Origin of the sequence: Rhodoferax sp. BAB1 (genome assembly GCF_013334205.1) — a bacterium.
In the GTDB taxonomy this organism is placed as follows: domain Bacteria; phylum Pseudomonadota; class Gammaproteobacteria; order Burkholderiales; family Burkholderiaceae_C; genus Hylemonella.
Genome location: NZ_CP054424.1, coordinates 1,435,146 through 1,458,830, shown reverse-complemented (window position 1 = coordinate 1,458,830; position 23,685 = coordinate 1,435,146). Strand labels below are relative to the sequence as shown.

Below are 23,685 nucleotides of genomic sequence, written 5' to 3'. Positions count from 1 at the left end.
GACCTGATGGATCAGGCCCGATAATCCGTGGGATAAATAAGCCCGCACTGAACCATCGAGGGGACCCCACCACATGCGCATCACCATCATCGGCCAGCAGGATTTCGGCAAGGCCGTACTCGAAGCCTTTCTGGCGCGCGGCGACGAAGTCGCCGGCGTGTTCTGCAAGCCGGAGAAGCCGGGCGAGAAGCCCGACGCCCTGCGCGCCGCTGCCGAAGCGGCCGGCCTCAAGGTCTTCCAGTTCGCCAGCCTCAAGAGCCCCGAAGCCGAACAGGCCCTGCGCGAGCTGAACGTGGACCTCGGCATCATGGCCTACGTGCTGCAGTTCGCGCCACAGTCCTTCGTGAGCATCCCCAAGCACGGCACCATCCAGTACCACCCCTCGCTGCTGCCGAAATACCGCGGCCCCTCCTCCATCAACTGGCCGATCGCACGCGGCGACAGCGAGACCGGCCTCACCATCTTCCGCCCCACCGACGGCCTGGACGAGGGCCCGGTGATCCTGCAGAAGCGTTGTCCCATCGGCCCCGACGACACGCTGGGCGATGTCTACTTCAAGCACCTCTTCCCCCTGGGCGTGGCCGCCATGCTGGAGGCCGCCGACCTGGTGCTGGCCGGCAAGCACCAGGAAGTGGAGCAGGACGAAGCCCAGGCCAGCTATGAAGGCTGGTTCAAGGCGGAGGAGTCGAGGATCAACTGGGCCAACCACGTGGACCAGGTCTACAACCTGATCCGCGCCTGCAACCCGGCGCCCGGCGCCTGGTGCGAGCTGGACGGTGTGAAGGTCTCGATCTACGACTGCCGCAAGCATCCCGTGCGCACTTTCGGTGCAGTACGCGGCAAGCCCGGCGAGGTGGTGCAGATCACGGAGCAGTCTCTCTTCATCAACGCGCAGGGCGGCACCATCGAGGTGCTGCGCCTCAAGCCCGAAGGCGGCAAGAAGGTCGATGCCGGTGAGTTCGCCCGCAGCCAGGGCCTGCAGGCGATAGCCGGGAAAAAGAGCGGCGGCTGAAGCCTGCCTGCGTGGCCGTCCCCATGGATCACAAGGGCAGCCGATGGCTGCCCTTGTGTTTTGTGCCCACGGGCGTACCATGGGCCCGGACACAAAAGCATAAGCACTCCTTGATGCATGCGCGAATGAAAGTGAGTGTTCAAAAGACGGTCCGCGCAGTAGCATCCGCGCTTGCGTTCTGCACGCGAAGACGAAGAATTTCCCTCGGAAAAACGCGTCCGAACCAGCCCGAAAGCCGGTCGCGGGCATACGCAATATCCCCACTCGTAGAAACCCTAGGGCTCGCGAAAAATTCTGAAAAGTTGACCGCAATCAAGAGCAATTTCGCGAGAAAATTTCACAGTAGCCCAAGTCGATTGCTGCAAAGTGATCGAGAGGCTATCGCAGAGTGGTCTTAATCGACAAACGTTCCATCAACAGGAGACAAGAGATGAAGAGCTTTCAAGCCAAACTGAAAACCAAGGTGGTGGCCGCGGCCACCGCCGTAATCGCAGCTTCTGGGCTGAGCGCCTCGCTGCCGGCGCTGGCCTGGGAGCCGACCAAGCCGGTTGAGTTCGTGGTGCCTGCCGGTACCGGTGGCGGTGCTGACCAGATGGCCCGCCTGATGCAGGGCATCATCGTCAAGCACAAGCTGATGAACCAGTCCCTGATCGTCGTGAACAAGTCGGGCGGCGCCGGCGCCGAGGGCTTCCTCTCGGTCAAGGAAGCCAAGGGCGATCCGCACAAGATCATCATCACCTTGTCCAACCTGTTCACCACGCCCCTGGCCACCGGTGTTCCCTTCAACTGGAAGGAAATGACGCCCGTCTCCATGATGGCGCTGGACCAGTTCGTGCTGTGGACCAATGCCGAGAAGCCGTACAAGACCGCCAAGGAATACATCGAGGCCGTCAAGGCCGCCGGCCCGAACAAGATGAAGATGGGCGGCACCGGCTCCAAGCAGGAAGACCAGATCCTGACCGTGGGTCTGGAAAAGGCCACCGGCACCAAGTTCATCTACGTGCCCTTCAAGGGCGGTGGTGAAGTCGCCGTGCAGCTGGTCGGCGGTCACGTCGATTCCAGCGTGAACAACCCGGCCGAGGCCGTGGCCCAGTGGCGCGCCGGCAAGCTGCGCGCCCTGTGCGTGTTCGACGACACCCGCCTGCCCTACAAGGCCAAGGTGACCGACACCCAGTCCTGGAACGACATCCCGACCTGCAAGGAAGCTGGCGTGCCGGCCGACTACGTCATGCTGCGCGGCATCTTCGCCGCCCCCGGCATCAGCGCCGACCAGGTCAAGTACTACGTCGACCTGATGAACAAGATCCGTGCCACTCCGGACTGGAAGGAGTACATGGAAAAGGGTGCCTTCAACCAGACCTTCATGACCGGTGCTGACTTCAACAAGTGGCTCGCCGCCGCCGAAGACAACCACCGCAACCTCATGAAGGAAGCCGGTTTCCTGGCCAAGTAAAACAAGAACAGCGGGTCCGGCATTCGCGCCCGGACCCGCATTTCCCCGACCCTGAGCAACTGCATAGTGGGACGGTAGCCAGTCGAAACTGGCGCTGACCCGAGTTTTTTGCCGCCTGAAATTACCTTATCAGCACTTAATTCGTCATGGAATCGAACATGGAATCACACGAAGGCGAACGCACCGGCGTAGCCACCAATATCATCGATGCGGTCGTCGCGGTTTTGGTCATCATCATGGGCGGCGTCGTGATTTACGGTAGCCGCAAGCTGGGTTCCGAGTGGACCAGCGATGGCCCCGGTTCCGGTTACTTCCCCTTCTACATCGGCCTGATCCTCTGCATCTCCGGCATCGGCGTGCTCTATCAGGCCCTGGCCGGCAAGGTCAAGAACACAGAGGTGTTCGTCGACGGCGAGTCCTTCCGGCGCGTGCTGTCGGTGCTGATCCCGGCGGCTGTCTACGTCGGCTTCATCCAGCTGATCGGCATCTACGTGGCCTCGGCGCTTTACATCGCCCTTTTCATGATCATCCTGGGCAAATACAGCTGGCTCAAGAGCGCCATCATCGCCCTGGCGGTCAACGCCATCTTTTTCATGATGTTCGAAGTCTGGTTCAAGGTGCCGCTGCACAAGGGTGCCCTGGATCCGCTCGCCTTCCTGGGCTATTGAGCACATACGCAGAATAACGGAGATCAGAAAAAATGGAAGAAATCAACGCACTGTTCCAGGGCTTCGCCACAGTGATGACGCCCATGAACTTCTTGCTCATGGTGATCGGCATCGTGCTCGGCGTGCTCATCGGCGTGCTGCCGGGTCTGGGCGGCGCCAACGGCGTGGCCATCCTGCTGCCGCTGACCTTCAGCATGAATCCGACCTCGGCCATCATCATGCTGTCCTGCATCTACTGGGGCGCGCTCTTCGGTGGCGCCATCACGTCGATCCTGTTCAACATCCCGGGTGAACCCTGGTCGGTGGCCACCACCTTCGACGGTTATCCCATGGCCCAGAAAGGCCATGCCGGCGAAGCGCTGACCGGCGCCTTCACCTCCTCCTTCATCGGCGCCTTCGTGGCGGTGGTGATGATCACCTTCATGGCACCGCTGGTCGCCAAATTCGCCCTGAAATTCGGCCCGCCCGAGTTCTTCTCGGTCTACCTGCTGACCTTCTGCAGCTTCGTGGGCATGGGCAAGGGCTCGCCCTTCAAGATCCTGGCCTCCATGACCATCGGCTTTGCCCTGGCCTCGGTCGGCATGGACACGGTGACCGGCCAGCTGCGCCTGACCTTCGGCTTCTCCGAACTGATGCGCGGCTTCGACTTCCTGATCGCGGTGATCGGCCTGTTCGGTATCGGTGAAATCCTGCTGTCCATGGAAGAAGGCCTGGCCTTCTCCGGCAAGAGCGCCAAGATCGATCCCAAGATCGTCTGGCAGACCTGGAAGAAGCTGCCCGCCTACTGGGCCACGTCCCTGCGCAGCTCGGTGATCGGCATCTGGATGGGCATCACCCCCGGCGGTGCCACCCCGGCCTCCTTCATGAGCTACGGCATTGCCAAGAAGATGTCCAAGAACGGCGCCAAGTTCGGCACCGGCGAGCTCGAAGGCATCGTGGCACCGGAAACCGCGGCCCACGCCGCCGGTACCGCCGCCCTGCTGCCCATGCTGGCCCTGGGCATCCCGGGTTCGCCCACCGCCGCTGTGCTGCTGGGTGGCCTGCTGATCTGGGGCCTGCAGCCCGGTCCGCTGCTCTTCGTCGAGCAGAAGGACTTCGTCTGGGGCCTGATCGCTTCCATGTACCTGGGCAACCTGGTCGGCCTGCTGGTCGTGCTGACCACCGTGCCGCTGTTCGCATCGATCCTGCGCATCCCCTTCTCGATCATTGCCCCGGTGATCATCGTGATCTGCGCCATCGGTGCCTACACCGTGCACAACGCCATGCTCGACATCTGGTTCATGCTGCTGTTCGGTGTGGTCGGTTATGTGTTCAAGAAGCTCGACTACCCGATCGCGCCGCTGGTGCTGGCCCTGGTGCTGGGCGACAAGGCCGAGGACTCCTTCCGCCAGGCCATGCTGGTCTCGCAGGGTGAGATGTCGATCATGTTCTCCAACCCGCTGGTGGGCTCCATCACCACGCTGGCCCTGCTGCTGCTGTTCTGGCCGGTCATCTCCAAGCTGATCGCCCTGGTCAAGCCGCCCAAGAAGGACGAGTTCGCCGACCAGCGCGGCGTGGACTGATACAAGACAGGAGAAATACAACATGCCCGTAATTGCACTGACCCAAGGAATGGGCTCGCTGGCCCAGGATGTCGCCGAGAAACTCGCGGCTGACCTCGGCCTGCAGAACCTGGAGCACGAAGTGGCGGCCCGGGTGGCTGACAAGATGCACGTCTCCAAGAGCCTGATCAACCGGCTGCGCAGCGGCAAGGCCGGCCTGATCGAAGGCCTGCGCGCAGACAAGGAAGCCATGGCGATCTACACCGCCGAGGAAGTGCTCGACGCTGCCGCGCGCGGCAACGTCGTCATCCGCGGCTGGGGTGCGACGCAGCTGCTGCGCGCGGTGCCCCACGTCCCGTGCATCCGCATCATGCGTCCGCTCGAGCAGCGGGTCGACTGGCTGATGAAAAAGCTGGACACGGATGACCGCGACCTGGCCCGGGCCGAGATCCAGCGCAGCGACCAGGCCAATGCCGCACGCATGCACGATCAGTTCGGCGTGAACTGGGGTGACCCGGTGCTGTTCGACATGGTGCTCAACACCGAGCGCCTCTCTGTCGAGAGCTGCGTCGAGCAGATCAAGAACCTGCTCAAGCGTCCCGAGTTCGCCGAGACCCAGTCATCGAAGACGCTGCTGCAGTGCATGGCACTCAGCACCCGGATTCGGGTCGCCCTGAGCAACCACGCGGACACGCATGCTGTCGATATCGCCACCGAGTGCGTGGACGGCAACGTCACGCTGCGCGGCATCGTGGCCGACGACGCCGAGAAAGCCGCTGCCGTCCGTGTGGTCCAGGGTGTGACAGGTGTGAAATCCGTCGACAACCAGTTGCGCGCGTTCACCGACGCACGGCACTTCCCCACCAACCGTCGTTGACATACGGTCCGCCGTGCCGACCTTGCGTCGGCACGGCGCAGACCGGAACCCCTCAGATCTTGCCGCGCTGCTTGAGCCGGCTCAGCGTCTCGGCCGACAGGTTCATGTAGGCCGCCAGTTCCTTTTTCGGTATCCGGTCGAACAGCTCCGGGTGCTTGCGCAGGAAGCGGTGCACCCGGCCGGGGGCATCCAGCAGGTGCAGCGTGATGGTGTGCGCCATGATCTCGCTCATGAGGTTCATCACGCAGTATTCAAAGATGCGCTTTTCCTCCGGGTGGCTCTCCAGGAAGGCGATCCACTCGGGCATGGGCAGCTTGACCACCCGTGCCTTGGTCACCGAGACGATGCTGTAGGGCGTGGGCGTCTTGAGAGACCATGCTGCATAGCTGGTTTCCATCTCGCGCTCGGCGGCGAAGCGCAGGATCATCTCCTTGCCCTGGGCATTGGCCACCACCCGCTTGAGCACGCCATCGAGGATGAAATACTGCTCCATCTCGTGCACGCCCTGGTGCAGCAGGAAGTCGCCCTTGTTGCAATCCACCACGGTCAGATGCTGCTCCAGCTCCTCGTGCGACGCCACACTCATGCCCTTGAGCACGTTGTTTTGTCGGAGCTGAACCCGAATGATGTTCTTTTCCGGATGGTTCTCGATGGATGTCATGGGCCAGGGATCGCGCGTTCGCGCCGGTAGCGGGCCGGTTTCCTGCGGGAAGCCGGTTATTTGTCCCGAAAATTGACCGTGGTCAATGGCGGAACCTGAATCGTTTTCTATCATAACCCGTCGCTGCAAACAGGCCCTGCCGACGCTGGTCGTACCAGGGCTCTCTGCACCACCGGCACCCCCGATTGCGCGCTCCCGGGGCCAGCCGGATTCGAGGAGCCGCAGATACTTGCCAGCCGGGTCGCCCGACTTCCAAAGACGTCAAAAACCGAGAGAGACTACACCATGTCCAACGACGCTCAATCCAGAGAACTGACTGACGGTTTCCACCTGGTCATCGATGCCCTGAAGCTCAACGGCATCACCAACATCTACGGCCTGCCGGGCATTCCGGTCACGGACCTGACCCGCATGATGCAGGCTGAAGGCATGCGCGTGATCTCCTTCCGCCACGAGCAGAACGCCGGCAACGCCGCCGCCATCGCCGGCTTCATGACCGGCAAACCCGGCGTCTGCCTGACGGTGTCCGCCCCCGGTTTCCTCAACGGTCTCACGGCTCTGGCCAACGCCACCACCAACTGCTTCCCCATGATCCTGATCTCCGGCTCTTCCGAGCGCGAGATCGTCGACCTGCAGCAGGGCGACTACGAGGAGATGGACCAGCTGGCCATCGCCAAGCCCCTGTGCAAGGCCGCCTTCCGCGTGCTCAACGCCGAAGACATCGGCGTGGGCATCGCCCGCGCCATCCGCTCCGCCGTCTCCGGCCGCCCGGGCGGTGTCTACCTGGACCTGCCGGCCAAGCTGTTCGGCCAGGCCATGGACGCTGCAGCCGGCAAGGCTTCGCTGATCAAGGTGGTCGACCCGGCCCCGCGCCAGATCCCCGCACCCGACGCCGTCAAGCGCGCGCTGGACCTGCTCAAGGGCGCCAAGAAGCCCCTGATCCTGCTGGGCAAGGGTGCCGCCTACGCCCAGGCCGACGCCGACATCAAGGCCCTGGTCGAGAAGTCCGGCATCCCCTACCTGCCCATGTCCATGGCCAAGGGCCTGCTGCCCGACACGCATGAGCAGTCGGCCTCGGCCGCCCGCTCCTTCGTGCTGCCGGAAGCCGACGTGGTGATGCTGGTGGGTGCGCGCCTGAACTGGCTGCTCTCGCACGGCAAGGGCAAGACCTGGGGTGGCAAGGACCACAAGAACGCCGGTGGCCAGAAGTTCATCCAGATCGACATCTCGCCCACCGAAGCCGACAGCAACGTGGCCATCGACGCCCCGCTGGTCGGCGACATCGGCTCCTGCGTGTCCGCCCTGCTGAGCGGCATGGGTTCCAACTGGGCCAAGCCCCCGGCCGAATGGACCACTGCCGTCGCCGAGCGCAAGAACAAGAACATCGCGAAGATGGCCGAGACCCTGGCCAAGGATCCCTCGCCGATGAACTACCACAGCTCGCTGAACGTGGTGCGCGACATCATCAAGGCCAACCCGGACGCCATCCTGGTCAACGAAGGCGCCAATGCGCTGGACTTCACCCGCTCCATCGTCGACATGTACAAGCCGCGCAAGCGCCTGGACGTGGGCACCTGGGGTGTGATGGGCATCGGCATGGGTTTTGCCGTGGCCGCCGCCGTCGAATCCGGCCAGCCGGTGATCGCCATCGAGGGTGACAGCGCCTTCGGTTTCAGCGGCATGGAAGTCGAGACCATCTGCCGCTACAACCTGCCGGTCTGCATCGTCATCATGAACAACAACGGCGTGTACCGCGGCGACGAAGTCAACGTGACCGGCGGCAAGGATCCCTCGCCCCTGGTGTTCGTCAAGGGCGCCCGCTACGACATGCTGATGCAGGCCTTCGGCGGCGTCGGCGTGCAGGCCACCACCCCGGCCGAATTGCGCCGCGCGATGGAAGAAGCCATCAAGTCGCGCAAGCCCACCCTGATCAACGCCATCATCGACGAGAAGGCCGGCACCGAAAGCGGCCGTATCACCAGCCTCAACCCGACCAGCGCCGCTACCAAGAAGCACTGATTTTTCTAGCGCAACAACCCACAAGGAGAACTGCAACATGTCCAACAAACCCCTCAAGGGCATCAAGATCATCGACTTCACGCACGTGCAAGCCGGTCCCGCCTGCACCCAGCTGCTGGCCTGGTTCGGCGCTGACGTGATCAAGGTCGAGCGCCCGGGCGCCGGCGACGTCACCCGCAGCCAGCTGCGCGACATCCCCGATGCCGACGCGCTGTACTTCACGATGCTCAACAGCAACAAGCGTTCGCTGACGCTGGACACCAAGACGGCCGAGGGCAAGGAAGTGCTCGAGAAGCTGATCAAGAAGTCCGACGTCATGGTCGAGAACTTCGGTCCCGGCGCGCTCGATCGCATGGGCTTCACCTGGGAGTACATCCAGAAGCTCAACCCCGGCATGGTCCTGGCTTCGGTCAAGGGCTTCAGCGACGGCCACCACTACGAAGACCTGAAGGTCTACGAGAACGTGGCCCAGTGCGCCGGCGGCTCCGCCTCGACCACCGGCTGGTGGAAGGGCGAGAACTCGCAGCCCACCATCTCCGCAGCAGCGCTGGGTGACTCCAACACCGGCATGCACCTGGCCATCGGTATCCTGACCGCCATCATCGGCCGCCAGCAGACCGGCAAGGGCCAGAAGGTCGCCGTGTCCATGCAGGACGCCGTGCTGAACCTGTGCCGCGTGAAGATGCGCGACCAGCAGCGCCTGGAGCGCCTGGGCTACCTGGAAGAGTATCCCCAGTACCCGCACGAAATGGACGCGTTCAAGGACCGCGTCACCCCGCGCGGCGGCAACGCCGGCGGCGGCGGCCAGCCGGGCTGGATCCTGAAGTGCAAGGGCTGGGAGACCGACCCCAACGCCTACATCTATTTCACGGTGCAGGGCCACGCCTGGGAGCCGATCTGCGACGCGCTGGGTAAACCCGAGTGGAAGACCGATCCGGCCTACACCACCCCGAAGGCCCGCCAGCCGCACATCATGGAAATCTTCGCCACCATCGAGGACTTCATCAAGGACAAGACCAAGTTCGAAGCGGTGGACATCTTCCGCAAGTTCGACATTCCTTGCGCCCCTGTGCTGTCCATGAAGGAACTGCTGGTTGACGAGTCGCTGCGCAAGAGCGGCTCCATCGTGGAAGTGCCGCACCCGGTGCGCGGCAGCTACTTCACCATCGGCAGCCCGATCAAGTTCTCGGACCTCAAGCCCGAAGTCACGGCCTCCCCGCTGCTGGGTGAGCACACCGACGAGGTGCTGGCCGAGCTGGGTTACAGCAAGGACCAGATCGCGGCCATGCACGGCAAGAAGGCCGTCTGAGCCCCTGCCCTCGCACATGAAAACGGCGCCTTCGGGCGCCGTTTTTTTTGGCACTGCGACAGCAGCACCATCAACCGTATGACGCCGGCTTTCTCCTCTGTGGGCATGTATCAGTGGGGCCGGTCGACTACATAAAAAACGACAATGTTTCGAGTCGGTGAAACCCCTATAATGACCAAGTCATATAGAAGACCCGTGTCTTCTATTCATAAGAATTTTTTATCATTAGAACCAGGAGTTTTTCATGACCAAGGCCCTCGAAGGAGTGCGCATTCTCGACTTCACGCACGTGCAGTCGGGACCCACCTGCACACAGCTGCTGGCGTGGTTCGGCGCCGACGTGATCAAGGTGGAGAAGGCCGGTGAAGGCGATGCCACGCGCGGACAGCTGCGTGACGTCGAAGGCGCCGACAGCCTGTACTTCACCATGCTCAACCACAACAAGCGCTCCATCACCCTGGACACCAAGAACCCCAAGGGCAAGGAAGTGCTGGTCAAGCTGATCAAGGAATGCGACGTGATGGTCGAGAACTTCGCGCCCGGCGCGCTCGACCGCATGGGTTTTCCCTGGGAGAAGATCCAGGAGATCAACCCGCGCATCATCCTGGCCTCGGTCAAGGGCTTCGGCCCCGGCCCCTATGTCGACTGCAAGGTCTACGAGAACGTGGCCCAGTGCACGGGCGGCGCCGCCTCCACCACCGGCGATCCCGACGGCCTGCCCATGGTGACGGGCGCGCAGATCGGCGACAGCGGCACCGGCCTGCACCTGGCCCTGGGCATCGTCACCGCCCTGTACCAGCGCGAGAAGACCGGCCGCGGCCAGAAGGTGCTGGCCGCCATGCAGGACGCCGTGCTGAACCTGTGCCGCGTCAAGCTGCGCGACCAGCAGCGCCTGGAGCGCACCGGTGAACTGCGCGAGTACCCGCAGTACCCCGACATCGAATTCGGCGAAGCCGTGCCGCGCGCCGGCAATGCCTCGGGTGGCGGCCAGCCGGGCTCCATCCTCAAGTGCAAGGGCTGGCAGAAGGACCCCAACGCCTACATCTATTTCATCACCCAGGGCGCCGTCTGGCCCGCGATCTGCAAGATCATCGGCGAGGAGGACTGGATCACCAACCCGCACTTCGCCACGCCGCAGGCCCGCCTGCCGCACCTGAAGATGATCTTCGCGCGCATCGAAGAGTGGACCAAGACCAAGACCAAGTTCGAGGCCATGGACATCCTCAACGAGTTCGACATCCCCTGCGGCCCCATCCTCTCCATGAAGGAGATCGCCGAGGACCAGTCCCTGCGCGAGACCGGCACCATCGTGGAAGTCGACCACCCGGTGCGCGGCAAGTACCTCAGCGTGGGCAACCCCATCAAGCTGTCGGACAGCCCGACCGAAGTCACGCGCTCGCCGCTGCTGGGCGAGCACACCGAGGAAGTGCTGATGCAGATGGGCTACAACAAGGCCCAGCTCGACGAACTGCGCGCCGCCAAGGCGATCTGATCCCTGCCCGCCCCGTGCGGGTAGACGAAAAAAAGCCGCTGCAGCGCAGCGGCTTTTTCATTCCGGTGGGAAGAACTCAGAACTTGTGAAGAAATCGTAGCGAGCGGGCCGAGCGCAAGGCGGACGGAGCGCAGCCACCGGAACGTACTTCCTGTACGTGAGGATGGCGAGCACCGCCCAACGCGGCGATCGGGTCGCGCAGTAGATTTATTCGCAAGTTCTCAGGCGTCTGCCAGCGGCGCCGGGCCTGAACTCTCGAAGTAATAGGCGATCCGCTGGCGCGGACCCAGGTATTCCAGGGCGTCGGGCGGCAGGCTGGCCGGCTTGAGGCTGCGGCGGATCCCGATACCGGGCTGGCTTTCCAGGTCCAGGATCAGGGCCTCGTGCTTGGCCACCGAGGGCTCGTGCACGATCACGCGGGGCTTGAGCGGTCGCACCGAGTTGACCGACACCACCAGCGCATAGCGCCCGTCGATCAGCTGCACCACCGAGCCCGGCGGGTAGACGCCCATCATGCGGATGAAGGCGCTCAGCACGATGTTGTCGAAACGCGCCTTGTGCTGTGCAAACAGCAGGGACAGGGCCTCGTGCGGGGTGAGCGCCGTCACCAGGCGCACCGGGTTGCACAGGTTGTCGTAGCGGTTGACCAGGGCCAGGATGCGCGCCGGCAAGGTCAGGTCGCCACCGGGCGGACGCATGGGGAAGCCGGTGCCGTCCATCAGCTCATGGTGCTGGGCAATGGCCATCAGCGCGCCTTCGCTGAGCTGCATGAGGTTGGCAATGGCCACGCCCTTGTTGACGTGTTCCTGGTACTGCTTGAAGTCCTCGATCGAGAAACCATCCTCGAACCAGCGCACGCGTTGCGGCAGTTGCAACTTGCCCACATCGTGCAGGAAAGCCCCCACCCCCAGATCGATCAGGTCCTGGCCGTGCAGGCCCATGGCCTTGCCCAGCAGCAGGCTCATCACCGTGACGTTGACCGGATGCATGGCCGCGCGCTCACCCACGCCCTCGGACAGCAGGCGGATGGCCGCCTCACCGTCGCACTCCATCTCCTGGACGAAGGCCGCAATCATGGCCACGCAGGCGTCGCGCACGGCCAGGGGCTGCTCCAGCACCTGCTCCTGCACGCGCCGGTATTGCTGCTGGGCCTGGCCAAACTTCTGCTCGCAGGCTTTCAGCGTCTTCTGCTGGGATTCGATCAGGGCGGCGCGGCGCCGGCGGAATTCGTTCTCCTGCGCCAGGGCACGCGCTAACGAGGCCTCGTCCAGGGCCGAGCGGCTGTCCAGTCCGTCCGATGGCGGGTCGCTCTTGTCCGGCACGTAACGCACCTGCTTGAGGCCCAGGCCGCGGATGGTCTCGATCTGGCGCAGGGACGTGATCTTGAAACTGCCGGTCGGAAAGGGGTGCGCCATCCAGCCCAGCTCGAGCTCGACGTAGAGCCCGACGCGCAGTTCGGAAATATCGATCAGTTCGGAATCAGAAGACTTCATGGAATTTAGCGTCTGCCACCACCCTGGAATCCGGCAGACGCGCCGATTCTAGTCCAAGGTTTAGGCCCGTGCAGCGCCAGACCCTTGAAGAATCAACAACTTTGCTACAAATCCTGCAGCAGCACCTGAACTTGTTACCGTTCCACCTTGACCTGACCGGCCCCGGGTCGGCCGGCTGGCCCCAATCGGGTGCACCACGGCAGCCCAGGCCCGCAAGGATCATGACCGGGATCAAGACACCCGCCCCCGTTACGGACGAATATCATGGCCAGAAGCCCGCCATGAACGCCGTCAGGATATGAACCCGAGCACCGAAGCCAGCCCCCCCGTTTTCATCGCCCGCGACCTCTGCAAGACCTACCAGATGGGCGAGGTCCAGGTGAAGGCCCTGCAGGACGTGAACCTGGAGATCCGGCGCGGCGAGTTCATCGTGCTGCTCGGCCCCTCGGGCAGCGGCAAGTCCACCCTGCTCAACATCCTGGGCGGGCTGGACCGGCCCAGCAGCGGCAGCGCGCGCTTTGCCGAGCACGAACTCACCGGCGCCAGCGATGCCGAACTCACCCGCTACCGGCGCGAGCACGTGGGTTTCGTCTTCCAGTTCTACAACCTCATCCCCAGCCTGACCGTGCGCGAGAACGTCGAGCTGGTCACCGACATCGCCCACCACCCCATGCCGGCGGCCGAAGCGCTGCGCCTGGTGGGCCTGGAAGAGCGCCTGGACCACTTCCCCTCGCAGCTCTCGGGCGGCGAGCAGCAGCGCGTGGCGATCGCGCGCGCCATCGTCAAGCGCCCCGAGGTGCTGCTGTGCGACGAGCCCACCGGCGCGCTGGACTACGTCACCGGCAAGCTGGTGCTGGAGGTCATCGAGCGCATCAACCGCGAGCTGGGCACCACCGCCATCGTCATCACGCACAACGCGGCGATCGCGGGCATGGCCGACCGCGTGCTGCACCTCGGTGGCGGGCGCGTGCAGCGCGTGGACGTCAACCCCCACAAGATCAGCCCCTCGGAGCTGTCCTGGTGAAAGCCCGAGCATGAAAGCGCTCGACCGCAAGCTGCTGCGCGACCTGCGGCTCATGTGGAGCCAGGCCATCACCATCGCCCTGGTGGTGGCCAGCGGCGTGGCCGGTTTCATCGCCAGCTTCAGCGCCTACGACGCGCTGTCCTGGTCGCGCGAGGTCTATTACACCGAATCGCGTTTTGCCGACGTCTTCGCCAGCCTCAAGCGTGCACCGCTGGCGCTGGAACGCCAGCTCGCCGCCCTGCCAGGCGCGGCGCACATCGAAACCGCGCTCACGCAGATCGTGCAGGTGGACATTCCCCAGGTGTCCGATCCCATCATCGGCCGCCTGATCGGCATCGACCTGCAGGCCCTGCCGCGCCTGAACCGCCTGCACCTGCGCGACGGCCGTATGCCCGTCACGCAGCGCGGCAGCGCGCTGGAGGTACTGGTGTCGGAAGGTTTTGCCATCGCCCGCAAGCTGCAGCCCGGCGACCGCATCCATGCGCTGATCAATGGCAAGCGCGAGGAGCTGTTGATCACCGGCATCGCGCTCTCGCCTGAGTACATCTTCGCCGGCATGGGCGGCTCACCCGACCTGCGCGGCTTCGGCGTCTTCTGGCTGGACCGCCACGCCCTGGCTGCGGCCTACAACATGGAAGGCGCCTTCAACCAGGTCTCGGTGCGCCTGGCCCCGGGCGCCAGCGAGGGCCGCGTGATCGACGGCCTGAACCGGCTGCTGGCGCCCTATGGCGGCATCAGCGCGCACGGGCGCGACGAGCAGATGTCGCACATGATCCTGAACTCCGAGATCAAGGAACAGCGTGTCATGGGCACCGTGCTGCCCAGCATCTTCCTGGCGGTGGCCGCCTTCCTGCTCAACGTGGTGCTGAGCCGCCAGATCGCCACCCAGCGCGAGCAGATCGCCGCGCTCAAGGCCCTGGGCTACGGCAACGGGGACATCGCCGCGCACTACGTCAAGCTGGTGCTGCTCATCGTCATTCTCGGCGTGCTGCTCGGCATCGGCGTGGGCGCCTGGCTGGGCAACTGGTTCGCCGGGCTGTATGCCGAGGTGTTCCGCTTTCCCGAGCTGCGGCACCGCGTGCGGCCCGAGCTGGCCCTGGCCGCCACCGCCATCACCCTGGCTGCCGCCCTGGGCGCCACCTGGCGCGCGATAAGCGCCACCGTGCAGCTGGCGCCGGCTGAAGCCATGCGCCCGCCGGCACCGGGGCGCTTCCGGCCCAGCTTCGTCGAGACCTGGGGCCTGCGCGACTTTTTCAGCCCGGCCGTGCGCATGGTCCTGCGCACCATGCAGCGCCGCCCGCTGCGCACAGCGCTCACCATCCTGGGCATCGCGGCTTCCATGGCCATCGTCATCAGCGGCACCTTCTGGCGCGACACCATCGACCTGCTGCTGCACACCCAGTTCCGCCTGGTGCTGCGCGGCGACGTCATCGTCAGCCTGGTGGAAGCTGCGCCCGCGCCCATTACCTTTGAGGTGGCACGGCTGCCGCACGTGACAGCCGTCGAAGGCGTGCGCAGCGTGCCGGCGCGCCTGGTGCACGGGCAACATCACTGGCGCGGCAGTGTGCAGGGGCGGGCTGCCGAACCGCAGCTGCAGCGCATCGTGGACGTGGCCCACAAGAGTTTTGCCCCGCCGCAGGACGGCCTGCTGCTGACCGACCGCCTGGCCGAGCGCCTGCACATCCAACCCGGCCAGACCGTACGCGTGGAACTGCTGGAAGGCCGGCGCCAGGTGCTGGAGCTGCCGGTGATGGGCACGGTCCAGGAGATGATGGGCATGGGCGCCTACATCGAGCGGCGCAGCCTCAACCGCCTGCTGCAGGAAGGCGACCACGTCAACGTCATCGCCCTCTCGGTGGAGCGCGGCTTTGAACCCGAGCTGCTGGAGCGGCTCAAGAACCTGCCGCGCGTGGCGGCGGCCTTCAGCAAAGCCGTGATGCTGCGCAACATCGAGGAGATCACCGCGCGCAACGTGCTGGTCTTCAGCGCCATCCTCACCGTCTTCGCCAGCATCATCGCCGTGGGCGTGGTCTACAACCATGCGCGCATCGCGCTGGCCGAACGCGCCTGGGAGCTGGCCAGCCTGCGCGTGCTGGGTTTCACGCGCGGCGAGGTCTCCACCTTCCTGCTGGGCGAGCTGGCGCTGGAGATATTGCTGGCCATCCCGCTGGGCCTGGTGGCCGGCTACTGGCTGGCCGCCGGCATCGTGCAGCTGATCAAGACCGACGAATTCTTCTTTCCGCTCATCATCCAGCCACCCACCTACGCCTATGCCGCCATCGTCGTGGTGGCCGCCGGCGTGGCCAGCGCATTGATCGTGCGCCGGCGCATCGACACGCTGGATCTGGTGGGCGTGCTGAAGACACGAGAATAGAAACATCAAGCCAGGGAAAACAAATATGAATCTCTCCAGGAAAAAACTGTGGATCGGTGGCAGCCTGCTGCTGGCCGTCCTGCTGCTGGTCTGGGCCTTCTGGCCCCAGGCCACGGAAGTGGAACTGGGCGCGGTGAGCCGTGGCCCCTTCGAGCGCGCTGTGCAGGAAGACGGCAAGACCCGCCTGCGCGAACGCTACGTGGTGTCCACGCCGCTGACCGGTCGCGTGCAGCGCATCGCGCTCAAGCAGGGCGACAGCGTGGCGCGCGACGCCGTGCTGGCCACGCTGTGGCCCGTCATGCCCGGCCTGCTGGACGAACGCGCCCGCCAGGAACAGAACGAGCGCATCGGCGCCATGGAAGCCGCCGTGCGCCGCGCCAGCGCCAATGTGGAGCGCGCCAAGGCCGCACTGGACCAGGCCGTGGCCGACCTCAAGCGCAGCGAGACGCTGGCGCAGCAGGGTTTTGTCTCGCCCACGCAGAACGAGACCGGGCGCCTGACCGTGCGCCTGCGCCAGAAGGAACTGGACAGCGCGCGCCAGGAAGAAGACGCCACCGGCCACGAACTGGCACAGGCGCGCATCGCCATCCGCACCTTCAGCACCGGTGTCACAGCGCAGCGCAGCTGGGCCATCAAGGCCCCGATCGCCGGCAAGGTGCTCAAGATCAACCAGCAGAGCGAAGGCCTGGTGCAGGCCGGCACGGCGCTGCTGGAGCTGGGCGACCCCGGCGATCTGGAAGTGGTGGTGGACCTGCTGACCGAAGATGCCGCCCAGGTCCAACCCGGCACGCCGGCCCTGCTTTCCAACTGGGGCAGCCCGCAGCCGCTGCCCGCTCGCGTGCGCCTGGTGGAGCCGGCCGCCTACACCAAGGTCTCGGCTCTGGGCGTGGAGGAGCAGCGCGTCAACGTGGTGCTGGACATCCTCGCGCCGCGCGAGCAGTGGAACGCCCTGGGTGACGGCTACAAGGCCGATGTGCGCATCGTGGTGCAGACCGAGAAGGATGCGCTCAAGGTGCCGGTCAGCGCCCTCTTCCCCTCCGGCGCCCGTGCCGCCCTCTACGCCATGGAAAAGGGCCGCGCCCGCCTGCATGAGGTGGAAGTGCTGGCGCGCAACGGCAGTGAGGCCTGGATCAGGGGCGAACTGGCACCGGGCACCGAGCTCATCCTCTTCCCGCCGAGTTCGCTGAAGGACGGCGAACGGGTCAAGAAACTGGTGGGCGGCTGAACGTCGGTACGGCGCACGATGCCATCCTGCGCGGGACCGACGCCAGATGGTCGGTCAAGGCAGGACACGACTCCGGCACACCCCGCTACCTGGGGCCCTCGATTGGCCGGGTCCGGTTCGGGTAGTTCTTCAAGCGGGTGTCGGACCGGGCCTGGGGCTTGGCGACCGTCCTGGCCGGATCGATCCAGTCGGCCCACCTGAAATTCTCGATCACCCTGGCCTGGTAGCTCTCCTCCAGAGGCCGGCCGAGGATGTCGTTCAGATGGCTCCATTGCTGGTAGCGCATCTGGTCGACCTGGTAGGGCGTCGGCTCGCCACCCGCCGTCTTCACCGCCGCCTTCAGGCGCTCGACATCCGCCATCGTCATCTTCGGCCGCCAGGTGATCGCTTCCGGCAGCACCACGGGTTCGCCTGGAATATTGTTGATGCCCTGCTTCCAGGTTGCCAGCACCGCCACCCCGGTGTCCTCGCGGTACAGCACGATCGCGTGGCCGTAGTCCTTGTTGCGGAAGTAGCCGAGGTTGCCGTATTGCAGTCGTGCGCCGGTGAGAAAGGCGACTGCGTCCGACCAGCAGGGAGACTCGCCGCTGATACCCCACAGGACGCTGCGGTCGACGATGCCATCGGGGAACAGGATCCTGAACGCCACATGCGCCGCATTCGCCGCGTGGGTGAGCCCCTCGCAGTCGTGCCCGTGCCAGCGGATGATGTCCTTGAGCGTGACGGGATAGGTGTAAGGGTAGTAACGGCCCTGCGTTCCTCTGGTGGCGAGCATCTCGAAAACGGGCGCATACGGTCTGGCCACCACCGAGGCGTACCAGGTCGGCGAACGGTCGGGTGCCTCGACCCCGGTTTCGATGAAGATGTCTTCACCCTGCCGGTAGGTGGGCTCCGCGGCCATCGCAGGCGCCCCGCACAGTGCGAGCGTAGCTGCAAGCAGCCACCGGTTCCATGAATTCATGCTTCTCTCCTTGAGTGGTGATCTTTATCCCAGCGCCTGCGCCAGCCGGCCTGCCAGGGTCTCGCGCCAGGTCGCGGGTGCCAGGACCCGTCCCAGCAGCTGTTCACAGGCGACCGTACGCTGCCGCAGCAGCGTCGCGGCGTGGGGCTGGCCCATGGTCTCGCACAGCAGACCCCAATCCGGCGGCGCCAACAGCGTGCCCGCCACCAGCAGCACGCCCTGCCGCCTGCGCCGCTGCGCCAGGCCCACGAGCTTGCGGCCCCCGGCATCCACCACCTCCCAGGGTGAGAGGCTGCCGAAGCAGGCCCAGTCCGGCGCGGGCGGGCCTTGCTTGGCGAGCGCGTCCTGCAGGTCCGGGATTTGCGCCGGCGGTAGCGCCGATGCGGCCACGCCCAACTCCGCCAAGGCATCGGCATGCAGCTGGCCCAGCCGGCGGTAGCTTTCCAGCAGGCCCTGTCCCAGCCAGGCGTGACCCGGTGGCAGCACAAGCGAGACACTCACCAGCCAGGGCCCGGTGAGCACGGCGCCGCCGCCGGACTCGCGCAGCAGCACCTCCACGGATCGGGCACCGGAGGCCGCGCGCTCGTACAGCGCGCGCTGCGAACAGCCCAGCACCAGTGCGGGCTGCTCGTAGGTCCAGACGCGCCACAACGGCGCCACCACCGGCTGTTCCAGCTGCTGGCGGTTCCAGGCCTGCTCCTGGGCAGCGGTGCTGGTGATGGGCATCAGGCCAGCGTGGCGATGGGCTTGCCCCGGGCAAAGGTGCCGCCGGCCGGCACCAGGATCTGCGCGATGCGGCCGTCGGCGGGTGCGGTGATCTCCAGGCTGGCCTTGACCAGCACCACAGTGGCCAGCGGCTGGCCGGCGCGCACGGTGTCCCCCGCCTGCACCAGCCACTTGTCCACCAACGCCTCCACCGCTTCGTCCACGCCCTGCCAGGCCTCGGCCGCCAGCGTGATGTCCGTCATGCGGGTTGCCCTTCGGCCACGCGCCCCTTCATCAGCGCCTGCGAGGCCGCCACGATGTTTTCCACCTGCGGGATCACGAACTTCTCCAGCGGCCGGCTGTAGGGAATGGGCACGTCGGGCACGGCCAGCCGCTTGACGGGCGCCTTCAGGGCCACGGTGTCCAGGTTCTCCGCCACGAGGGCCGCGATCTCGCCGGTGAGGCCGAAGCTGAGGTAGTCCTCGTCCGCCACCAGCAAGCGACCGGTCTTGGCCACCGACTTGAGCACGGCCTTGCGGTCCAGCGGCACCAGGGTGCGCAGGTCCAGCACCTCGGCGCTGATGCCCTGCTTCTTCAGCTCTTCTGCTGCCAGGAGAGACTTCTGCACCATCTGGCTGAGCGTGACGATGGTCAGGTCCGTGCCCTCGCGCACCACCTTGGCCACGCCGAAGGGAATGGTGTACTGCGCCTGCGGCACCTCGTTGCTGCTGCCTTCGAAGTAGGCCATCCAGGGCAGGCCCATGATGCCCTTGTGGTACATGAAGAGCACGGGGTTGTCGTCGCGGATGGCCTGGGTCATCAGGCCCTTGGCGTCGTAGGCGTTGGACGGCACCACCACCTTGAGTCCCGGCATGTGGGCGAAGGTGCCATAGAGGCACTGCGAGTGCTGCGCTGCGTCGCTGTAGCCGCCGCCGATGGCCGTGGTCAGCACCACCGGCAGCTTGATGTTGCCGCCGGCCATATAGGTGTTCTTGGCCAGGTGGTTGTAGATCTGGTCCATGCAGACGCCGAAGAAGTCGACGAACATCAGCTCGGCGATCGGGCGCAGGCCGGCCGCCGCCGCACCGGTGGCGGTGCCGATGAAGGCGGTCTCGGAAATCGGCGTGTCCATGATGCGCTCGGGGCCGAACTTGTCGAGCAGGCCGCCGGTGGCACCGAAGATGCCACCGTACTTGCCGATGTCCTCGCCCATGACGAAGACCTTGTTGTCGCGCTCCATTTCCTGGCCGATCGCCTCGGCAATCGCCTGCGCCATGGTGAGTTTGCGTGTCGTGGTCATCTGGTGTTCCTCCTGGGGAATCGGGTCAGGCAAAGACATGCTGCAGGGCTTCCTGCGGCGCGGGGTAGTCGCTCTTGCGCGCGAAGGCGAAGGCATCGGTCACGCGCTGTCTGGCGCGTGCCACGATGGCGGCCTCTTCCGCATCCGTCATCTGCCCGGCGCTCTTGAGTTGTGTGGCCAGCTTCGGGATGGGATCGTTCTTGCGCAGATTGGCCACTTCGTCCTTGGGTCGGTAGACCTCGGGGTCACCCTGGAAGTGACCCAGGTAGCGATCGGTCTTCACCTCGATCAGGCTGGGGCCCTTGCCGCTGCGCGCGCGCGCTATGGCCGGGGCCACCGCCTCGTACACCTCGACCGCGTCGTTGTGGGCCACCTTGATGCCGGGCATGCCGTAGGCACTGGCGCGGTCCGCCACCCACTCGATGGAGGTGGCGCTGGTCTTGGGCACCGAGATGGCCCACTTGTTGTCTTCACAGACGAAGATCACCGGCAACTGCCACAGCGCCGCCAGGTTGAGCGACTCGTGCACTGCACCCTGGTTGGCCGCGCCTTCACCGAAGAAGGCCACCGCCACCCAGTCCTTGCCCATCTTCTTGGCCGCCAGTCCCGCGCCGCAGGCCGGCGGCAGGCTGGCGCCGATCAGGCCGCTGCAGCTGAACTTGTGCACCGGGTCGAACAGGTGCATGTGGCCGCCCTTGCCCTTGCCCAGGCCCGTCACCTTGCCGAACATCTCGGCCGTCATCGGGGTCAGCGGCACGCCCTTGGCAATGGCGAAATGGTGCGGGCGGTGCGTGCCGACCACCGTGTCCTCCTGCTTCAGGTGGGCGCAGATGCCCACCGCCACCGGCTCCTGCCCGGCCGCCAGGTGCATCTCACCCGGCACGGGCCCCGAGCCGATGTCGAAGGCCAGGCCCTGCTGGATGTTGGGCGGCAGTTTGCCTTCGAGGTAGACACTGGCCATGGTCTCCTCGTAGTTCCGGATCTCGACCATCTTCTCGTACATCCAGAGCAATTTTTCTTTATTGGCTTGCATCTCTGATACCTCCTTGTAAGGATCGGGTGGATCCGATGCCCCGGCTCGGCGAGCCACGGGCAAGCGGAAGACTCAGAATAGGAAGCCATCCCCGTTTTTCGTTGACGCAGGTCAACTCCGGGACGGTTAGCCGATATCAGGGCGGCGGCCCTGCCGCTTGGCCGACATCCACCCACGACCCCTGGGTCAGCTCGGCCAGTTGTGCCGGCGTGATGCGCACCGCGGCGTGGATGTCGCCGGCCGCCGGCAGCACCTCGTCATAAGCCTGCAGCGAGGCATCCAGATACACCGGCAGCGGCTGGGCCAGGCCGAAGGGGCAGACCCCGCCCACCGGGTGGCCGGTGAGTTGCACCACTTCCTCGGGCGGCAGCATCTTGCCGCGGCCGAAGGCGTCCTTGAACTTGCGGTTGTCGACGCGCAGGTCGCCGCTGCACACCAGCAGGATCACCTGTCCGTCGCCCAGACGGAAGGCCAGGGTCTTGGCGATGCGCCCGGGCTCGACCCCATGCGCCTGCGCCGCCAGCGCCACGGTGGCGGTGCTGACCTCGAGCTCGATGATGGGAATGTCCAGCTGGCGGGACGCGAAGAATTCACGGACGGACTGCAGGCTCATGTGCTTGGTTCACCTAGTGCGTGGCGCCGACTTTAGCAAGCGGGAACAGCCGCAGGCGCTCAGGCCCCGGGCCCGGACGCGCGATCACCCAGCCAGCGCTGCACCTGCGCGATCACCCAGGCCGGGTCGTCCAGCGGCAGGTCGTGCCCGGCCGCCGGATGCAGTTGCAGCGGCAAGCCCCAGTGCCGCGCCACCGCGCGCGAGCAGCGCACGTCCACCAGGCCATCCTGCTCGCTGGCCAGCAGCAACACGGGACAGGCCGGTGGCTGCGCACGAACCCGGTAGCGCGCCGCGGCCAGCAGCTGGCGCAGCGCATTGCCTGTGCTCACCGGGCGCAACTGGCGCACGGCCATCCAGCCGGGCAGCACCGCAGCGAGTTCATCGGCGCGGTTGCTCGTCATGCGCAGGATGGCCTGCTCCCAGGCCTGCGGCGTGGCGCGGCCCAGGACCAGGCGCAGCAGGCGGCCATAGTTGCGCGGGCGCAGGCGGTGGTGGACGGGACTGCAGGGCCGGAAACTGGTGTTGATCAGCACACAGCCGGTTATCTGCTCCGGGGCCTGGCAGGCCCACTCCGCGGCGACCATGGCCCCCAGCGACATGGCCAGCAGATACACGGGGCCCGGCACGCCGCGCCGCGCCAGTTCGGCCCGGCACGCGGCCACCATGGCCGCGACGTTGGCGGGGCTGCGTTGTCCATGCCACTGGCCATTGCCCGGCAGATCCAGGACCAGCACGCGCGCCTGCGGCAGGGCCTGCTGGAAGGCCGCGACGAAACCGCCCCAGTGCGCGGCCTCACGGCTCAGGCCGCGCAGCAGGATCCAGGTCGGGCCCGCCAGCTCAGGCATACCACTCCTCCAGGGCCTGTGCGCGCTGGCTGGCGCGGTCCTGTGCTGCGGGCTGCCACAGCGCATGGCTGGCAGCCGCACGCGCCAGGAAGTCCATCAGCGAGAGATGCCGGCGCAGCACCCGCTGCTGGCGATGCTCGATCAGCGGGTTGAAGATGCCCTGGATCGAGAACAGCTGGCGCGGGTTCTTCTTGATCCACAGCCACGAGCCCATCTCTAGTGTCAGCGGCAGGAACACGCGCGCCGGGTCCTCGCCGGCCTGGCGGTACAGGTGGTCCCAGAGATCACCATGCGCCAGGTACTGCAGGCTCTGCGGCTCGAAGACGTAAGGGTGGTGGCTGTAGGTCTGGAAGAAGATGTCCTTGAGCGCACGCATCTCGGCCAGGTGTTCGATGGGCTGGCGCGTATGGGCATAGGGGAACCAGATCCGGTCGCGCACGCCGAAACCGGAGTGGCAGTCCAGGGCGATGCTGAACCTGCGCGACAGCAACTCGGCATGGACCAGGTCGCACAGGGCCTGGCTCTCCGCCTCCATCGGGGCACCGGGCCGGCCGCGGTACCAGGGCAGGCCGCGGCTGAGCCGCTGGCCACCAACCAGGAAGGGCACCGCATCGCTCGCGTCCACGGGGGCGTTGCGCATCAGGTCCACGCCGTTGGGGTTGGCGCGTGTGCCCAGCAGCATGCCGCCCGGATTGACGATGGGCACGAACACCAGGCGGACCGATTCCAGCTGCTGCCGGAAGGGCCGGTCCCACTGCAGCCGTCGTACCACGTGCTGCAGATAGGCCAGCACCACCTCCGAGCCGATGCGCTCCAGCCCGTGCACGCCACCGAAAAAACCCACGGCCGGCACCGCCGGGTCGGGATTGCCCAGCGCAATGGCATGGACGGGAAGGCACCGACCACCGGGCGCCGCCACCTGCTGCAGCACCCGCACGTCGAGCTGCGCACCACCCTGTTCGATGATCTTCTCGAGTGCTTCCAGCTCGGGGAGTACTTGCGTGGACACGTGAAGGCAGTCGCTGGTATCGGGGGCCTGGGTGGTGCGGTGAGCATAGCGCAGCCCAGCGGTGTGGCGTC

Annotated in this window: 21 protein-coding genes; 11 read left to right on the top strand and 10 right to left on the bottom strand. The window is 65.7% G+C overall.

From position 1 onward, the window contains the following. Positions 1-73 precede the first annotated feature (73 nt). The 5 genes from HTY51_RS07045 (at position 74) to HTY51_RS07025 (ending at position 5,551) form a co-directional block, all read left to right on the top strand. Positions 74-1,012 (top strand): methionyl-tRNA formyltransferase, encoded by a 939-nt coding sequence (locus HTY51_RS07045; RefSeq protein ID WP_174252073.1) that lies wholly within the window; start codon positions 74-76, stop codon positions 1,010-1,012. A 430-nt stretch (positions 1,013-1,442) separates the two neighbouring features. After that, on the top strand, positions 1,443-2,465 hold the full coding sequence (locus tag HTY51_RS07040; protein ID WP_174252072.1) for a tripartite tricarboxylate transporter substrate binding protein: 1,023 nt from the start codon (positions 1,443-1,445) through the stop codon (positions 2,463-2,465). A gap of 146 nt (positions 2,466-2,611) precedes the next feature. After that, on the top strand, positions 2,612-3,133 hold the full coding sequence (locus tag HTY51_RS07035) for a tripartite tricarboxylate transporter TctB family protein (protein WP_174252071.1): 522 nt from the start codon (positions 2,612-2,614) through the stop codon (positions 3,131-3,133). Positions 3,134-3,165: 32 nt separating this feature from the next. Then, positions 3,166-4,695 (top strand): tripartite tricarboxylate transporter permease, encoded by a 1,530-nt coding sequence (locus HTY51_RS07030; RefSeq protein ID WP_174252070.1) that lies wholly within the window; start codon positions 3,166-3,168, stop codon positions 4,693-4,695. 22 nt (positions 4,696-4,717) lie between these two features. Further along, positions 4,718-5,551 carry a cytidylate kinase family protein gene (locus HTY51_RS07025; protein ID WP_174252069.1) on the top strand — a complete coding sequence of 278 codons (834 nt, stop codon included), beginning with the start codon at positions 4,718-4,720 and terminating at the stop codon, positions 5,549-5,551. 52 nt (positions 5,552-5,603) lie between these two features. Here the strand turns inward: HTY51_RS07025 and HTY51_RS07020 are convergent, their stop codons facing one another. Further along, positions 5,604-6,212 carry a Crp/Fnr family transcriptional regulator gene (locus HTY51_RS07020; RefSeq protein ID WP_174252068.1) on the bottom strand — a complete coding sequence of 203 codons (609 nt, stop codon included), beginning with the start codon at positions 6,210-6,212 and terminating at the stop codon, positions 5,604-5,606. A gap of 285 nt (positions 6,213-6,497) precedes the next feature. Between HTY51_RS07020 and oxc the strand changes: the two genes are divergently transcribed. The 3 genes from oxc (at position 6,498) to frc (HTY51_RS07005) (ending at position 11,032) form a co-directional block, all read left to right on the top strand. Further along, positions 6,498-8,231, top strand: a complete 1,734-nt coding sequence (gene oxc, locus HTY51_RS07015) for an oxalyl-CoA decarboxylase (RefSeq protein ID WP_174252067.1) — start codon at positions 6,498-6,500, stop codon at positions 8,229-8,231. A gap of 37 nt (positions 8,232-8,268) precedes the next feature. Then, positions 8,269-9,540, top strand: coding sequence for a formyl-CoA transferase (gene frc, locus HTY51_RS07010; protein ID WP_174252066.1), 1,272 nt, complete (start codon positions 8,269-8,271; stop codon positions 9,538-9,540). Between the two features lie 244 nt (positions 9,541-9,784). Further along, positions 9,785-11,032 carry a formyl-CoA transferase gene (frc, locus tag HTY51_RS07005; protein WP_174252065.1) on the top strand — a complete coding sequence of 416 codons (1,248 nt, stop codon included), beginning with the start codon at positions 9,785-9,787 and terminating at the stop codon, positions 11,030-11,032. A 221-nt stretch (positions 11,033-11,253) separates the two neighbouring features. Here the strand turns inward: frc (HTY51_RS07005) and HTY51_RS07000 are convergent, their stop codons facing one another. Next, complete coding sequence (locus HTY51_RS07000) at positions 11,254-12,525, bottom strand: HD-GYP domain-containing protein (protein ID WP_174252064.1); 1,272 nt, start codon at positions 12,523-12,525, stop codon at positions 11,254-11,256. A 298-nt stretch (positions 12,526-12,823) separates the two neighbouring features. Here HTY51_RS07000 and HTY51_RS06995 point away from each other — a divergent pair, with 298 nt between their 5' ends. The 3 genes from HTY51_RS06995 to HTY51_RS06985 are packed head-to-tail and all read left to right on the top strand — an operon-like array spanning position 12,824 to position 17,148. After that, entirely contained in the window at positions 12,824-13,549 is a 726-nt protein-coding gene (locus HTY51_RS06995) for an ABC transporter ATP-binding protein (protein WP_174252063.1), read from the top strand. Between the two features lie 10 nt (positions 13,550-13,559). Then, a complete protein-coding gene (locus tag HTY51_RS06990; RefSeq protein WP_174252062.1) occupies positions 13,560-15,923 on the top strand; it encodes an ABC transporter permease in 2,364 nt (787 codons plus the stop codon). A gap of 25 nt (positions 15,924-15,948) precedes the next feature. Next, positions 15,949-17,148, top strand: a complete 1,200-nt coding sequence (locus HTY51_RS06985) for an efflux RND transporter periplasmic adaptor subunit (protein WP_174252061.1) — start codon at positions 15,949-15,951, stop codon at positions 17,146-17,148. 85 nt (positions 17,149-17,233) lie between these two features. Here HTY51_RS06985 and HTY51_RS06980 read toward each other — a convergent pair whose 3' ends face one another. From HTY51_RS06980 to HTY51_RS06945, 8 genes are all read right to left on the bottom strand, one after another. Next, positions 17,234-18,109 (bottom strand): formylmethanofuran dehydrogenase subunit E family protein, encoded by an 876-nt coding sequence (locus HTY51_RS06980; RefSeq protein WP_174252060.1) that lies wholly within the window; start codon positions 18,107-18,109, stop codon positions 17,234-17,236. 24 nt (positions 18,110-18,133) lie between these two features. Then, entirely contained in the window at positions 18,134-18,835 is a 702-nt protein-coding gene (locus tag HTY51_RS06975; protein ID WP_174252059.1) for a ligase, read from the bottom strand. Further along, positions 18,835-19,077 carry a lipoyl domain-containing protein gene (locus HTY51_RS06970; protein WP_174252058.1) on the bottom strand — a complete coding sequence of 81 codons (243 nt, stop codon included), beginning with the start codon at positions 19,075-19,077 and terminating at the stop codon, positions 18,835-18,837. Before HTY51_RS06970 ends, HTY51_RS06975 begins: the two co-directional genes overlap by 1 nt. Beyond that, positions 19,074-20,114, bottom strand: coding sequence for an alpha-ketoacid dehydrogenase subunit beta (locus HTY51_RS06965; RefSeq protein ID WP_174252057.1), 1,041 nt, complete (start codon positions 20,112-20,114; stop codon positions 19,074-19,076). Before HTY51_RS06965 ends, HTY51_RS06970 begins: the two co-directional genes overlap by 4 nt. Positions 20,115-20,139: 25 nt before the next feature. Beyond that, positions 20,140-21,147: a thiamine pyrophosphate-dependent dehydrogenase E1 component subunit alpha gene (locus HTY51_RS06960; protein ID WP_174252056.1), complete on the bottom strand. Its 1,008-nt coding sequence runs from the start codon at positions 21,145-21,147 to the stop codon at positions 20,140-20,142. Between the two features lie 136 nt (positions 21,148-21,283). After that, the gene (locus HTY51_RS06955; RefSeq protein WP_174252055.1) at positions 21,284-21,760 is read right to left on the bottom strand and encodes a YbaK/EbsC family protein; all 477 of its coding nucleotides are present in this window, start codon (positions 21,758-21,760) and stop codon (positions 21,284-21,286) included. A 59-nt stretch (positions 21,761-21,819) separates the two neighbouring features. Then, positions 21,820-22,605: an alpha/beta fold hydrolase gene (locus tag HTY51_RS06950; protein WP_174252054.1), complete on the bottom strand. Its 786-nt coding sequence runs from the start codon at positions 22,603-22,605 to the stop codon at positions 21,820-21,822. Then, entirely contained in the window at positions 22,598-23,614 is a 1,017-nt protein-coding gene (locus tag HTY51_RS06945) for a M14 family zinc carboxypeptidase (protein ID WP_174252053.1), read from the bottom strand. Before HTY51_RS06945 ends, HTY51_RS06950 begins: the two co-directional genes overlap by 8 nt. Positions 23,615-23,685 lie beyond the last annotated feature (71 nt).

What these genes read in the sequence shown, in the direction of transcription:
- HTY51_RS06995 (WP_174252063.1), top strand. Translation starts at nt 12,824, where the DNA reads ATGAACCCGAGCACCGAAGCCAGCCCCCCCGTTTTCATCGCCCGCGAC.
- frc (WP_174252065.1), top strand. Translation starts at nt 9,785, where the DNA reads ATGACCAAGGCCCTCGAAGGAGTGCGCATTCTCGACTTCACGCACGTG.
- frc (WP_174252066.1), top strand. Translation starts at nt 8,269, where the DNA reads ATGTCCAACAAACCCCTCAAGGGCATCAAGATCATCGACTTCACGCAC.
- HTY51_RS07040 (WP_174252072.1), top strand. Translation starts at nt 1,443, where the DNA reads ATGAAGAGCTTTCAAGCCAAACTGAAAACCAAGGTGGTGGCCGCGGCC.
- HTY51_RS06970 (WP_174252058.1), bottom strand. Translation starts at nt 19,077, where the DNA reads ATGACGGACATCACGCTGGCGGCCGAGGCCTGGCAGGGCGTGGACGAA.
- HTY51_RS07025 (WP_174252069.1), top strand. Translation starts at nt 4,718, where the DNA reads ATGCCCGTAATTGCACTGACCCAAGGAATGGGCTCGCTGGCCCAGGAT.
- HTY51_RS06965 (WP_174252057.1), bottom strand. Translation starts at nt 20,114, where the DNA reads ATGACCACGACACGCAAACTCACCATGGCGCAGGCGATTGCCGAGGCG.
- HTY51_RS06985 (WP_174252061.1), top strand. Translation starts at nt 15,949, where the DNA reads ATGAATCTCTCCAGGAAAAAACTGTGGATCGGTGGCAGCCTGCTGCTG.
- HTY51_RS06990 (WP_174252062.1), top strand. Translation starts at nt 13,560, where the DNA reads ATGAAAGCGCTCGACCGCAAGCTGCTGCGCGACCTGCGGCTCATGTGG.
- HTY51_RS06975 (WP_174252059.1), bottom strand. Translation starts at nt 18,835, where the DNA reads ATGCCCATCACCAGCACCGCTGCCCAGGAGCAGGCCTGGAACCGCCAG.
- HTY51_RS06950 (WP_174252054.1), bottom strand. Translation starts at nt 22,605, where the DNA reads ATGCCTGAGCTGGCGGGCCCGACCTGGATCCTGCTGCGCGGCCTGAGC.
- HTY51_RS06980 (WP_174252060.1), bottom strand. Translation starts at nt 18,109, where the DNA reads ATGAATTCATGGAACCGGTGGCTGCTTGCAGCTACGCTCGCACTGTGC.
- HTY51_RS07020 (WP_174252068.1), bottom strand. Translation starts at nt 6,212, where the DNA reads ATGACATCCATCGAGAACCATCCGGAAAAGAACATCATTCGGGTTCAG.
- HTY51_RS07000 (WP_174252064.1), bottom strand. Translation starts at nt 12,525, where the DNA reads ATGAAGTCTTCTGATTCCGAACTGATCGATATTTCCGAACTGCGCGTC.
- oxc (WP_174252067.1), top strand. Translation starts at nt 6,498, where the DNA reads ATGTCCAACGACGCTCAATCCAGAGAACTGACTGACGGTTTCCACCTG.
- HTY51_RS07035 (WP_174252071.1), top strand. Translation starts at nt 2,612, where the DNA reads ATGGAATCGAACATGGAATCACACGAAGGCGAACGCACCGGCGTAGCC.
- HTY51_RS06960 (WP_174252056.1), bottom strand. Translation starts at nt 21,147, where the DNA reads ATGCAAGCCAATAAAGAAAAATTGCTCTGGATGTACGAGAAGATGGTC.
- HTY51_RS07030 (WP_174252070.1), top strand. Translation starts at nt 3,166, where the DNA reads ATGGAAGAAATCAACGCACTGTTCCAGGGCTTCGCCACAGTGATGACG.
- HTY51_RS07045 (WP_174252073.1), top strand. Translation starts at nt 74, where the DNA reads ATGCGCATCACCATCATCGGCCAGCAGGATTTCGGCAAGGCCGTACTC.
- HTY51_RS06955 (WP_174252055.1), bottom strand. Translation starts at nt 21,760, where the DNA reads ATGAGCCTGCAGTCCGTCCGTGAATTCTTCGCGTCCCGCCAGCTGGAC.